Raw genomic sequence first — 12533 nt, 5'->3', positions numbered from 1 at the left:
ATGGCGCTCGAGGATGCGAAGACGCAGGTGGATCTGGCTTTTACAGCCGAGAACAGGCGCGGCCTTGCATTCGAGAACGCGTTCGGCGGCGCGCTGTCCTTTCTCCGGCGGCGATATTCCAAGGATCTGGACGGCGTCGACATCGCCGTGACGGGCGTTCCCTTCGATCAGGCGGTGACGAACCGACCCGGCGCGCGCCTCGGGCCGAGGGCGATCCGGGAGGCCTCGACGCTCCAGCCGTTCGATCCTCCCTATGGCTGGGGGATCGATCCGCTGTCGGACCTCGCCGTGGTGGATTACGGCGACCTGGCATTCGACTACGCCCGCGTCCCGGACTTCCCGCACGCGCTGCAGGTCCATGCCGCCGGCATCGTCGGATCGGGAGCGTCCATGATCACGCTCGGGGGAGACCATTCGATCTCCCTGCCGATCCTGAGGGCTCACGCGGAGGTTCACGGGCCGCTGTCCCTCGTTCAGTTCGATGCGCATTCGGACACCTGGGCCGATGACGAGAGCGCCCGGATCGACCACGGCACGATGTTCTACAAGGGCATCAAGGAGGGCGTGATCGACGCGGGCTCCTCGGTGCAGGTCGGTATCCGAACGGTCAACACGGACACGATGGGCGTCGAGACGATCGATGCGCGACGCGTTCACGAAGAGGGGGCAGCGCGCGTCGCACAGCGCATCCGTGACCGGGTCGGCAATCGGCCCGTCTATCTCTCCTTCGATATCGACGCGCTCGACCCGGCTTTCGCCCCGGGCACCGGCACACCGGTCTGGGGCGGGCTGGCCAGCTGGCAGGCCGCCGCGATCCTGCGGGATATCGCGGGCATCCACGTCGTCGGAGGCGATATCGTCGAGGTCGCGCCGCCCTACGATCCCTCGGGGGCGACCGCCGTCGCGGGCGCACATGTCGCCATGGAGATTCTCTGTCTGATCGCCTGGGACAAATTCAAGCGCTGATGGATCGGATCGCCCGACCATAACGTTGACCGGTTCACAACACTGTCAGGTAGCCTCCCTTCATGTCCCTACTGCGCCCCATCTCCACCGCATTCGCCGTCATCGTGACGTTCGGCTTCGCCTGGATCCGGCTCGCGCCGTCTTACGAGAAGGACTGGCATGTCGATCCAAAGGACGCGACGGCGGCTGCGGGGCGCTACGTCGTCGGATCGCAGGGCCACGTGCCGCCGCTGCGCCTGTCCGGCACGCCGACAGAAATCCTGTCCGATCTGGACCGGATCGCCATGGCGACCCCGCAGACGGAGCGCCTCGCCGGGAGCCCCGCTGAAGGGCGGATCACCTATATCACCCGCACCAAGGTCTTCGGTTTCCCCGATTACACCACGGTCGCAGCCGAGCGCGGCGGTGACGGGACGCTGCTCTACGTCTTCGCTCGCCTGCGGTTCGGGCGGGACGACATGGGCGTGAATCGCAGGCGGGTGCGGGCCTGGCTCGCCGAGCTTCAGAGAGACTGATCGCCGCCGCGACGCCCCGTCTTGACGGGCGCCTCCCGATCCGTCAGCAGACCCGGCATGGTCCCTGAAGCACGACTGGAAGAAATCGAAGATCGGTTCCACTTTGTGGAAGCGCGGCTCAACTCCGGCGCGGAGGCCGGCGACATCGCGCGCCTGTCCCGCGAATATGCCGAGCTCAAGTGGATCACCGGGACCATCTCCGAATGGCGGGCCTTGCGGGACGGGATCGCAGACGCCGAGGCGATGCTGAAGGATCCCGAGATGCGGCATCTCGCCGAGGAGGAGCTCGAGACGCTGCGTGCCGCGCTTCCCGAGGCGGAGCAGGCCCTGCGGGTGGCGCTCCTGCCCAGGGATGCAGCAGATGCGCGGCCGGCGATGATGGAGATCCGCCCCGGAACCGGAGGGGAGGAGGCAGCGCTCTTCGCCGGGACACTTCTTCGGATGTACCGTCTTCATGCCGAGCGGCACGGCTGGAGCTTTGAGATGATCGAGCACGCGGAGACCGAGCTCGGCGGAGTCAAGGAAGCCATCGTCAGGGTCGCGGGGGAGGGCGTCTTCGCGCGGCTCAAGTTCGAGAGCGGCGTCCACCGGGTGCAGCGCGTTCCGGAAACCGAAAGCGGCGGTCGGATCCATACCTCCGCGGCCACCGTGGCGGTGCTGCCGGAGGCGGAAGAGGTCGAGATCGACATTCCCGCCAGCGACATCCGCATCGACACGATGCGCGCAAGTGGCGCCGGCGGGCAGCACGTGAACACCACGGACAGCGCCGTCCGGATCACCCACCTGCCGACCGGCCTCGTCGTGACCTCGTCCGAGAAGTCGCAGCACCAGAACCGTGCCGTCGCCATGGCGGTCCTGCGCGCCCGGCTTCTCGACCGGCAGCGCAGCGAAAGCGAAGGCGCCCGCGCGGCGGATCGCAAGGCGCAGGTCGGCTCAGGCGACCGCTCGGAGCGCATCCGCACCTACAACTTCCCGCAAGGCCGCATGACGGACCACCGCATCAACCTGACGCTCTACCGGCTGGAGAGTGTCCTGAACGGGGATCTCGACGAGGTGACCGACGCGCTCGTGGCCGACGATCAGGCCCGCAAGCTGGCAGAGCTCGACACGTGACCTTTGCCGATGCCCAGATCAAGGCGGCCCGCGCGCTTCGCGAGGCCGGGATCGACGCCGCCGCCGGCGATGCCCGTCGTCTCGTCGCCTTCGCCGCGGGCGTCCGTCCCGAGGCGCTGATCGTCATGGGGCCGGACCCGTTCGACGCATGGGACAGGCTCGAGGTCGTCATCGCCGCACGCATCGCCCGCCAGCCCGTGGCCCAGATTGTCGGCGAGCGCCTGTTCTGGGGCCGGTCCTTCCGCGTGACGCCGGACACACTCGACCCGCGGCCCGAGACGGAAGAGCTCGTCGCCGAGGCGCTCAAGGCGCCGTTTACCCGCGTCCTCGATCTCGGGACCGGGACCGGCTGTCTCCTGCTGACGCTTCTCGCCGAACGGGTCGAGGCGGAAGGCGTGGGCACGGACGTCTCGGATGCCGCGCTCGATGTTGCGCGGGAGAATGCCAACCGGCTCGGGATCGGACCCCGCGCGCGCCTCGCCTTGTGCGACTGGTTCGGGGCGGAGACCGGGCCGTTCGACCTGATCGTCTCCAATCCGCCCTACATCCCCGCCGCGGAGATACCCGGCCTCGCCCCGGAAGTGCGGGAGTGGGAACCGACGGGCGCGCTCACCGATGGCGGCGACGGGCTCGGCGCCTATCGCGCAATCGCTGAGGGTGCCGCGTCCCGCCTCGCGCCGGGCGGCCGCCTGATCGTCGAATGCGGGGCAGGGCAGGCGCGCGATGTCGCTGCGATCCTGGAAGCCGGCGGCCTGACCCTCGACACCATTCTGACCGACATGGACAACCGGGAGCGGGGTGCCGCTCTCCGCCTCGCCTGAGGGGCCGTTCTCAGGGAGCGCGCGACTGGCAGGTGTCTCCCGACGAACGGCTTCGGAATCGGATCTCCCAAAAGGAAAGCCCCCGCAGCTGTGTGCGGGGGCGATATCGTCGTCCAAATGCGGGCGGCGTCAGTTGGCGCCTTCGGCCTGCTCCGCCTGCAGCTCTTCGATCTCGGCTGCGTTCGCGAGGTTGGCCTCACGCACCATGGCAAAGCCGTCGGTGAAGCCGGACAGCGAAACGTTGAGGTTCACTTCCTGATCGGGGGCGGAGGCCGGAACGATGCGCAGATTGGCGGCCGCACCGCGGCGGAAGCTGTTCACTTCGGCATCGGTGAAGCCCACGCGCGAGACGCAGCCGGCCGGAACGCAGAACGTGAACGGGTAGCGGCGGGCCTGGCCGCTATCGACCGAGAGCGTGACCTGCTGGGTGAGCAGCGTCTCCAGCGGCGTCACGATGGTTGCGCCGGCGACGGCCTGCTGACCGCCGGGAATGGACACGATCTCGATCGTTGCGACGGAGTTGCCATCTCCGTCCTGCAGGAGCTGGTGCAGCACGCAGGGATCGGCGTCGAGCTGGGTGTTGACGCAGTGAACCTCCCAGTCGCCGGACGCCTCGAGGATGTAGGTCTGGCCGAGCGCAGCGCCCTCGACCGAGGCGGCGGGTTCGGAGCGTCCGCCGGGGCCGGGCTGCGGCGCGGCCTCACCGGGGACGGGCTCGCCCATGTCGAGAGCCTCGGCGGCGGCCTGAGCGGGCGTCTGCTCGCCGCTTCCGGTCTCGCTGCCCTGTTCCGCGTCGGCCTCGCCGGCAGTCTCACCGGCATCCTGGGCGAGAACCGGTCCGGCAAAGCCCAGCGTGGCAGTGAGCGCGAGAAGGGAGAGAGTGGTGTTCAGTCTGGTCGTCATGATGGTCTCGATATCCTCGGTACGTCTGCCGGTTTGAGGCGGCTTTTCCGAAAAGCCGCTTACCACGGGCGGGGCGTGAAGTCAGGGGGCAAAGACGTGAGGAAGAGGAGCGCGAAAATGGAAAAGGGCCCCGAAGGACCCTTTCCCGGGGGAATATCCCCCGCGCCATTCGGCGCTTTATTGCTGTTCTCCCTGTCGGACGGGCCGACTTGATGGGCGAACGCTATGCAGAATGATTCTATCCGTCAACTGCGGATTCCCCGAAGGCAGCTACAATCGAGGCGCGGGACGGATTTGAAGAGCGGGTACGCCTGTTTGCCTTCGGGAGAAAGCGGAAAATCGGGCAAACCCTGCGGCATTCCGCCACTTTTCCGGGCGCGGCAAAAAAAGGCCGCACCCGAAGGCGCGGCCCAGTCAGACAGGGAGGACGCCGCGGCCCCGATACCGGGCGCGACAGGGATCACTCTGGCCGAATTGTGTTAAGATACTATTGTCGCGCGGAGCGTGACCGCGAAAAGGGATTTCAGCGACATGGACGAACGGGGGACGATCTTCGTCGGCGGCGGAGGCGAGGGATACGGCTCGCCGCAATTTCTGGAGCTGAACAAGGCCAACCGCCACGGCCTGATCGCCGGCGCGACCGGCACGGGCAAGACCGTGACGCTCCAGATCCTCGCCGAGAGCTTCAGCGCGGCCGGCGTCCCTGTCTTCGTGTCGGACATCAAGGGCGATCTGTCGGGGCTCGCCGCCGCGGGATCCGCCGAGGCGAAGCACCACGACGCCTTTGCCGAGCGCGCCGCGACCATCGGGCTCGATCTGGACTACAGCGCCTTTCCCGTGACGTTCTGGGATCTCTTCGGCGAGAAGGGGCACCCGGTTCGCACCACGATCGCCGATATGGGGCCGCTCCTGCTGTCGCGCCTTCTCGATCTGTCCGAAGCGCAGGAGGGTGTCCTCAACGTCGCCTTCCGCGTGGCAGACGAGCAGGGCCTGGCGTTGCTCGATCTGAAGGACCTGCAGGCGCTCCTGACCTGGACCGGGGAGCAGCGCAAGGAGCTTTCCTTACGCTACGGCAACGTCTCCACCGCCTCCGTCGGCGCGATCCAGAGGGCGCTTCTGGTGCTGGAGAACGAGGGCGGTGACCGGCTCTTCGGGGAGCCGGCGCTCGAGATCCGCGACCTGTTCAGGACCGCCGAGGACGGGAGGGGGCAGATCAACCTGCTCGCCGCGGACCGGCTCGTGAATTCCCCTCGGCTCTACGCCACGTTCCTGCTCTGGCTCCTGTCAGAGCTCTTCGAGATGCTGCCGGAGATCGGCGATCCCGACAAACCCCGGCTCGTCTTCTTCTTCGACGAGGCGCATCTTCTGTTCGACGATGCCCCGAAGGCGCTTCTCGACAAGGTGGAACAGGTCGCGCGGCTGATCCGCTCGAAGGGGGTCGGTGTCTATTTCTGCACCCAGACCCCGGCGGACGTGCCGGACGATGTGCTGGGGCAGCTCGGCAACCGCGTCCAGCACGCCCTCCGCGCCTTCACCGAGCGGGACCGCAGGGCATTGAATGCCGCCGCCGGAACCTACCGGGACAACCCCGCGCTCGATATCGCCGAAGCGATCTCGGAAGTCGGGACTGGGGAGGCGGTCACCTCCTTTCTCGCCGATACCGGGGAGCCCGGCATGGCGGAGCGAACCCTGATCCGTCCGCCGTCCTCCCGCCTTGGCCCCATCGGGGACGACGAGCGCGCCGCCATCGTCGCGGCTTCTCCCCTTGCCGGACGCTACGACGCGCATGTCGACCGCGAAAGCGCCTTCGAGATCCTGACGGAGCGCGCCGAGACCGCGAAGAAGCGCGCGATGGAGGCCGAGGATGCCGCCGAGGAGGAGCACGATTACAACGCGGCCCGGCGGTATTCCGGGCCCCTCGTCGGTCGGTCGGGGGAGGAGCGCAAGTCCACCCGGACGGATGGCATCGGCACAGCCTTCGCCAAGAGCTTTGCCCGTCAGCTCGGGACCCAGTCGAGCCGCATGATCGTGCGCGGGCTCCTCGGGGGCATGTTCCGCGGACGGTAGGCCGGAACGAAGAAAGGGCGCGGCCCCTGCATCGGCCGCGCCCCGTTCGTCCATCCTTGCTTGGAAACACCCGAGGCGGGACGCAGCTCCGCCGCGCTCCGGGCGCCCCTTCGGCTCAGGGGATGATGCGGTTGTACTTCGTGCCTTCCAGCGTCGCGCCGACGATCAGGCCGGACTGGCCGAAGATGATCGCGATCACCGGATCGAGGGAGGTCAGCGTTTCGGCGGAGATGTTGCCGCCCCGGTCGTTCACCGCGTATTCGGCATTGGCGCCGACCGACCAGCCCGGTGAGGTGCGGAAGGAGCGCAGCGCGTCCGTCGTCATGAAGTAGAGGACATGCGCATATTGCTGGGCGCCGATCTGGAAGCCGATGGAGGCCTCGACGGCGGCGTAGTAATCCACCGTCACGTTGTCGATCCTGAGGGCGCCGCGGCCATAGGCGCCGCCGATGCCGAAGCCGGCCTTGGTCACGAGCGGCATGTAGAGCGCGCCCATGGACTTGGCTTCGAGGTCCCGGGTGCCCGGAAACTGGTTGTGCAGGTAATTGCGCGTGGAATCGACGCGGGCGTCGATGCGTTGACCGCCGCCCGATCCGACTGCGTTGCTGCAGCCGGCAAGCATCGTCGCGCTCGCCGCGGAGGCGATGAAAGCCCGTCGCGACGTGGGAATGGTATTGTTCATGATCACTGCCCCAAGTGGATCGCTATGGTTGCCCTCGTCTCCGGCATCTTCGGCCGGTTAACCCCAGCCATAGCGCGGCGAGGGCACCAAGTCATCTGTATCTTGTAATGGGGCGCCTCGTTTCAGCGGCCCCCCGCTTAAACTTCTTTCAGCCTGCGCGCGATGCGCGGAGCGAAATAGGTGAGGATCCCGTCGCATCCCGCCCGTTTGAAGGCAAGCAGGCTCTCGGCCATTGCCTTCTCGCCGTCGATCCAGCCGGCCCGCGCGGCGCCCTCGATCATCGCGTATTCGCCGGAGACCTGGTAGGCGAAGGTCGGCACCGAGAAGCGCTCCCGGACCCGGCGGCAGAGGTCGAGATAGGGCATTCCGGGCTTCACCATCACCATATCGGCGCCCTCGGACAGGTCGCGGGCGACCATGCGCAACGCCTCGTCGCCGTTCGCCGGGTCGATCTGGTAGGTGGACTTGTCGCCCTTGAGGGCGCCGGACGCGCCGACGGCGTCCCGGAACGGCCCGTAGAAGGCGGAGGCCATCTTGGCTGCGTAGGACATGATCGAGAGGTGACCGTAGCCGGCCTCCTCGAGCGCGTGGCGCATGGCTCCGATCCGGCCGTCCATCATGTCCGAGGGGCCGAGGATGTCGGCGCCCGCCTCGGCCTGCACCAGCGCCATCCGGACCAGCGCCTCGACCGTTTCGTCGTTCAGCACCTCCCCGTCCTTCACGATGCCGTCATGGCCGTGCGCGTTGTAGGGGTCGAGGGCGATATCGGTCATCACGGCCACTTCGGGCGCCGCCTCCTTCGCCGCACGGATCGCGCGGCAGGTCAGGTTCTCGGGGTTCCAGGCCTCCTCGCAGGCGGCGGTCTTCTTCTCGTCCTCGGTGTAAGGGAAGAGGCAGATCGCCGGGATACCGAGCTCCGCCGCCTCGCGCGCGGCGTCCGCGATGCCCTCCACCGAGCGGCGGAAGACGCCGGGCATGGACGGAATCTCCTCCATCAGGTCCGCCGGCCCCTCGCGCACGAAAACCGGCCAGATCAGGTCGTCCACCGTAAGGACGTTTTCGCGCACGAGACCGCGCAGGGCGGCGGAGCGTCGCAGGCGGCGCGGACGGCCGATGGGGAAGGGGGCGGAGCTGTGCATGTCGAACCTCTCGAAGCCGCTGCGGGCGGGGCGGTACTCCCGGCGGCAGGTGCCACGGCGGGGCGTCCACCTCAAGTGTCCGGCATGGGTTTCGCTTCGCGGCGAGCAAGGCTAGGGTCCGCCGAACCGAGCAAGACAAGACAGAAGCGGGCGCTGTGCTCTCCTGGTACGAAACCGTCAGCGGACTCATCGACCTGCGGTCGTTCTCCAACCTGTGGTACTGGATCATGCTCGCCGTGGTCTGGTCCTCGGCCAGTCACTTCGTGCTCGGCGTTCCGTGGGACATGGTGCTGCGCGCCAGGCGGCAGGGCGGCGCGGCGGAGGAGGATCTGCATGACCTCGTTCGCGTGAACGTGAACCGCCTGCTTCATATCGCCGAAACCGCCGGGGCCGGGCTGCTCGCGATCGCCTGCTTCGTTCTGACGATGCTCACTCTGCTGGGCTTCGTCTACGGCATCGAATTTGCGCAGGCCGTCGATCTTCTGGCCGTTCCCCTCACCATCGTGGTCTGGCTTTCGATCCGCTGCGCGCGCGGCATCCGGGAGGCGGACGGCGCCGATCTCTACCGCCGGCTGCACCGCCATCGCCTTGTCACGCAAGGGATCGGAATGGCGGCGATCTTCGTCTCGGCCTTCTGGGGCATGGCCTACAATCTCGGTCTGCATCCCTTCTGAGAGGCGCCGCTGTGCATTGGCGAGTTGACAATGCCGCCGGGGTGGATACCTGACCGGCCCCATGGCCTCCCCCGATCATATCACCGTCTCCGGCGCCCCCGAGGGGTTCGACGCACTTCTTCTGAAGCGCGAGATCGATGCCGGGCGCGCTGTCATTCACGTCGCCCGCGATGCCGCACGGCTCGCGGCGATGCGCGCCGCGCTCGCCTTCTTCGCGCCGAACGTCGTCATCCTCGACTTTCCCGCCTGGGATTGTCTGCCCTATGACCGGGTCTCTCCGAACCCCGCCGTCTCCGCCACGCGCATGGCGACGCTGGCGGCACTCGTTCAGGGAATGCCGGGGCCGTTCGTCCTTCTGACGACGCTCAACGCCGCCGCCCAGAGGGTGCCCGCGCGGGATGTCCTTCGGGAATCGTCCTTCACCGCCGAGGTGGATCACCGGGTGGACGAGGAGGCGCTGCGCGGTTTCCTCGTGCGGATGGGGTTCTCGCAGGCGCCCACTGTGATGGAACCGGGCGATTACGCGATCCGCGGCGGCATCATCGACATCTATCCCCCGGGCGAGGGCGGCCCGGTGCGGCTCGACCTCTTCGGGGACACGCTCGACGGAGCCCGCCGTTTCGATCCCGCGACCCAGCGAACGACCGAGAAGCTGACCCGCGTGGAACTCGCCCCCGTGTCGGAGGTGATCCTGGACGAGCCGGCCATCCGGCGGTTCCGGCAGTCCTACCGCACCGAGTTCGGCGCGGCCGGCACCGACGATCCGCTCTACGAGGCGGTGTCGGCCGGGCGCAAACATGCCGGGATCGAGCATTGGCTGCCGTTCTTCCACGACCATCTGGAGACGCTGTTCGACTATCTTCCGGATGCGGCGGTGATGCTGGACGACCAGATGACGCCCGCGCACCTGTCCCGCTGGGAGCAGGTGGACGACGCCTATGACAGCCGCCGTGAGGCGATGAAGGTGAAGGACCGCGCCGGCGGCTCCGTCCCCTACAAGCCCGCGGCGCCGGAGCTTCTCTATCTCGACGAGGAGGCCTGGGGCGCCGCGCTGAAGCCGCACCGGCTCCTGCGCCTCTCTCCCCTGCCGCAGCCGACGGGGCCGGGCGTCACCGATGCGGGCGGCCGGATCGGGCGGAACTTCGCGCCCGAACGCCAGCAGGAGAAGCTCTCCCTCTTTGCCGCGCTCAAGCAGCACGTGGAGGAGCGGCGCAAGCACGGGCCGGTCGTCATCGCTTCGTACTCCGAGGGCGCGCGGGACCGTCTCAAGGGTCTGATGGAGGACGAGGACCTTCAGGGCCTGTCCGAGATCGGCGACTGGCGCGACGTTCCCGATGCGAAGGGCGGGGTGCATCTCGCCGTCTGGGCGCTCGAAGCGGGCTTCGAGGGACCGGCGGGGGATCTGCGGGTCACCGTCGTCTCGGAGCAGGATGTCCTCGGCGATCGTCTGATCCGCCGGCCGAAGAAGAAGCGCCGGGCGGAGAACTTCCTCACCGAGGCGCAGAGCCTGAGCCCGGGAGACCTCATCGTCCATGTCGACCACGGCGTCGGGCGGTACATGGGGCTGGAAGTCGTGGAGGCGCTCGGGGCGGCGCACGAGATGATCCACCTCGAATACGCCGAGGGCGCGCGGCTCTACCTGCCGGTCGAAAACATCGAGCTTCTGAGCCGCTACGGCCACGAGGAGGGCCTTCTCGACAAGCTCGGCGGCGGCGCGTGGCAGTCGAAGAAGGCGCGCCTCAGGGAGCGGGTCCGGAAGATCGCCGACCGGCTCATCCGGATCGCTGCGGAGCGGATGCTGCGCAAGGCGCCGGTCCTGTCGCCGCCGGATCATGCCTGGGAGGAGTTCTCGGCACGCTTCCCGTATGACGAGACGGACGACCAGCTTTCCGCCATCGCGGACGTGCTGGAGGATCTGGAGGCCGGGCACCCGATGGACCGGCTGATCTGCGGCGATGTCGGCTTCGGCAAGACGGAGGTCGCCCTGCGTGCCGCGTTCGTCGCCGCCATGTCCGGCCGGCAGGTTGCCGTGATCGCCCCGACCACGCTTCTGGCCCGGCAGCATGCCCGCGCCTTCACCGAGCGGTTCAAGGGCTTCCCGCTCAACGTCCGTCAGCTCTCTCGTTTCGTCAGCGCCAAGGAGGCGAGCGCGACCCGCAAGGGCATACAGGACGGCACGGTGGATATCGTCGTCGGCACCCATGCCCTCCTGTCGAAGCAGGTGAAGTTCCGCGACCTCGGGCTTCTGGTGATCGACGAGGAGCAGCATTTCGGCGTCTCGCACAAGGAACGGCTGAAGGAGATGCGCTCGGACGTCCACGTCCTGACGCTCACCGCGACGCCGATCCCGCGCACCCTGCAACTGTCGCTCACCGGCGTGCGGGACCTGTCGATCATCGGCACGCCGCCCGTCGACCGCCTCGCGATCCGCACCTACGTCTCGGAGTTCGACGCCGTGACGGTGCGCGAGGCGCTCCTGCGGGAGCATTACCGCGGCGGCCAGAGTTTCTTCGTCGTCCCCCGGATCGCCGATCTTCCCGCGATGGAGGAGTTCCTGCGTGAGCAGGTGCCGGAAATCTCCTTCGTCATCGCCAATGGCCAGATGGCGGCAGGCGAGCTCGATGAGCGCATGAACGCGTTCTACGACGGCAAGTTCGATGTCCTCCTGGCGACAACCATCGTCGAGAGCGGCCTCGACATTCCGACCGCAAACACGATGATCATCCATCGCGCGGACATGTTCGGCCTGTCCCAGCTCTACCAGATCAGGGGCCGCGTCGGCCGGGCCAAGACCCGCGCCTATGCCTACCTGACGACCAAGCCCCGGGCGAAGCTGACCCAGTCCGCCGAGAAGCGCCTGCGGGTCCTCGGCAGCCTCGACAGCCTCGGGGCGGGCTTCACCCTCGCGAGTCAGGATCTCGACATCCGCGGCGCCGGCAACCTCATCGGAGAGGAGCAGTCGGGACACATCCGAGAAGTCGGCTACGAGCTTTACCAGTCGATGCTGGAGGACGCGATCGCCAAGATCCGCTCCGGCGAGCTCGAGGGACTGACGGATGCCGAGGAACAATGGGCGCCGCAGATCAATCTCGGCGTGCCGGTCCTGATCCCGGAGGCCTACGTTCCGGATCTCGACGTGCGCCTCGGCCTCTATCGCCGCCTCTCGGGCCTCGAGACGAAGGTGGAACTGGAAGGCTTCGCCGCCGAACTGATCGACCGCTTCGGCAAGCTGCCCAAGGAGGTGAACACGCTCCTGCTCGTGGTGCGGATCAAGGCGGAGTGCAAGAAGGCCGGCATCGCCAAGCTCGACGCCGGTCCCAAGGGCGTGACGATAACCTTCCACAACGACAAGTTCGCCAATCCGCAGGGCCTCGTCGAGTTCGTTCAGGCGCAGGACGGTCAGGCGAAGATCAAGGACAACAAGATCGTGGTCCGCCGCGACTGGACCAAGGCCTCTGACAAGATCAAGGGTGCGTTCTCGGTCGCTCAGGACCTCGCCGCAAAGGCCAAGCTGGCCGAGAAGGCGAAGGCGGGTCAGGGGAGCTCCTGATCCGTCGGCCGGTGTGGGGGGGCGTCCCGTCGGGCAGTCTCTGGCAGGTGAAGGCCCGTCCCGGCCTTCAGGGCAGGCGCAGCGCCGCATAGGAGCCGGGGCG

10 protein-coding genes are annotated in these 12533 nt (G+C 67.7%); 7 read left to right on the top strand and 3 right to left on the bottom strand.

Annotation, left to right across the window (positions count from 1 at the left end; genetic code table 11):
- The 4 genes from speB (at window position 1) to prmC (ending at window position 3415) form a co-directional block, all read left to right on the top strand.
- A complete protein-coding gene (speB, locus tag DQG15_RS06970) occupies window positions 1-966 on the top strand; it encodes an agmatinase (protein WP_116083961.1) in 966 nt (321 codons plus the stop codon).
- Window positions 967-1028: 62 nt separating this feature from the next.
- Window positions 1029-1481: a DUF1499 domain-containing protein gene (locus tag DQG15_RS06965; protein WP_116083960.1), complete on the top strand. Its 453-nt coding sequence runs from the start codon at window positions 1029-1031 to the stop codon at window positions 1479-1481.
- A 57-nt stretch (window positions 1482-1538) separates the two neighbouring features.
- Window positions 1539-2594, top strand: a complete 1056-nt coding sequence (gene prfA, locus DQG15_RS06960) for a peptide chain release factor 1 (RefSeq protein ID WP_116083958.1) — start codon at window positions 1539-1541, stop codon at window positions 2592-2594.
- Window positions 2591-3415: a peptide chain release factor N(5)-glutamine methyltransferase gene (gene prmC / locus DQG15_RS06955; RefSeq protein ID WP_116083957.1), complete on the top strand. Its 825-nt coding sequence runs from the start codon at window positions 2591-2593 to the stop codon at window positions 3413-3415. The genes prfA and prmC overlap by 4 nt, the downstream gene beginning before the upstream one ends.
- 129 nt (window positions 3416-3544) lie before the next feature.
- Here prmC and DQG15_RS06950 read toward each other — a convergent pair whose 3' ends face one another.
- Window positions 3545-4318, bottom strand: a complete 774-nt coding sequence (locus DQG15_RS06950) for an invasion associated locus B family protein (RefSeq protein WP_116083955.1) — start codon at window positions 4316-4318, stop codon at window positions 3545-3547.
- 531 nt (window positions 4319-4849) lie between these two features.
- Here DQG15_RS06950 and DQG15_RS06945 point away from each other — a divergent pair.
- Window positions 4850-6385, top strand: coding sequence for a helicase HerA-like domain-containing protein (locus DQG15_RS06945; protein WP_116083953.1), 1536 nt, complete (start codon window positions 4850-4852; stop codon window positions 6383-6385).
- Window positions 6386-6500: 115 nt separating this feature from the next.
- Here the strand turns inward: DQG15_RS06945 and DQG15_RS06940 are convergent, their stop codons facing one another.
- Window positions 6501-7067: a YSC84-related protein gene (locus tag DQG15_RS06940; protein WP_116084684.1), complete on the bottom strand. Its 567-nt coding sequence runs from the start codon at window positions 7065-7067 to the stop codon at window positions 6501-6503.
- 137 nt (window positions 7068-7204) lie between these two features.
- Window positions 7205-8206, bottom strand: a complete 1002-nt coding sequence (gene hemB, locus DQG15_RS06935; protein WP_116083952.1) for a porphobilinogen synthase — start codon at window positions 8204-8206, stop codon at window positions 7205-7207.
- Window positions 8207-8361: 155 nt separating this feature from the next.
- On the opposite strand from hemB, the gene DQG15_RS06930 reads away from it, so the two are divergent.
- Together DQG15_RS06930 and mfd are read left to right on the top strand one after the other, a co-directional pair.
- Complete coding sequence (locus tag DQG15_RS06930) at window positions 8362-8880, top strand: component of SufBCD complex (protein ID WP_116083950.1); 519 nt, start codon at window positions 8362-8364, stop codon at window positions 8878-8880.
- A 61-nt stretch (window positions 8881-8941) separates the two neighbouring features.
- A complete protein-coding gene (mfd, locus tag DQG15_RS06925) occupies window positions 8942-12430 on the top strand; it encodes a transcription-repair coupling factor (protein WP_116083949.1) in 3489 nt (1162 codons plus the stop codon).
- Window positions 12431-12533: the final 103 nt, after the last annotated feature.

Source organism: Tropicimonas sp. IMCC34011 (assembly GCF_003390865.1).
Lineage (GTDB): Bacteria > Pseudomonadota > Alphaproteobacteria > Rhodobacterales > Rhodobacteraceae > Tropicimonas_B.
Note: the sequence above shows the minus strand (reverse complement) of the source record. Positions and strands in the feature narration are given on the sequence as shown.

Coding starts and splice junctions, on each gene's coding strand:
- speB (WP_116083961.1), top strand. CDS start 1: ATGGCGCTCGAGGATGCGAAGACGCAGGTGGATCTGGCTTTTACAGCC.
- DQG15_RS06945 (WP_116083953.1), top strand. CDS start 4,850: ATGGACGAACGGGGGACGATCTTCGTCGGCGGCGGAGGCGAGGGATAC.
- DQG15_RS06965 (WP_116083960.1), top strand. CDS start 1,029: ATGTCCCTACTGCGCCCCATCTCCACCGCATTCGCCGTCATCGTGACG.
- DQG15_RS06940 (WP_116084684.1), bottom strand. CDS start 7,067: ATGAACAATACCATTCCCACGTCGCGACGGGCTTTCATCGCCTCCGCG.
- prfA (WP_116083958.1), top strand. CDS start 1,539: ATGGTCCCTGAAGCACGACTGGAAGAAATCGAAGATCGGTTCCACTTT.
- hemB (WP_116083952.1), bottom strand. CDS start 8,206: ATGCACAGCTCCGCCCCCTTCCCCATCGGCCGTCCGCGCCGCCTGCGA.
- mfd (WP_116083949.1), top strand. CDS start 8,942: ATGGCCTCCCCCGATCATATCACCGTCTCCGGCGCCCCCGAGGGGTTC.
- DQG15_RS06950 (WP_116083955.1), bottom strand. CDS start 4,318: ATGACGACCAGACTGAACACCACTCTCTCCCTTCTCGCGCTCACTGCC.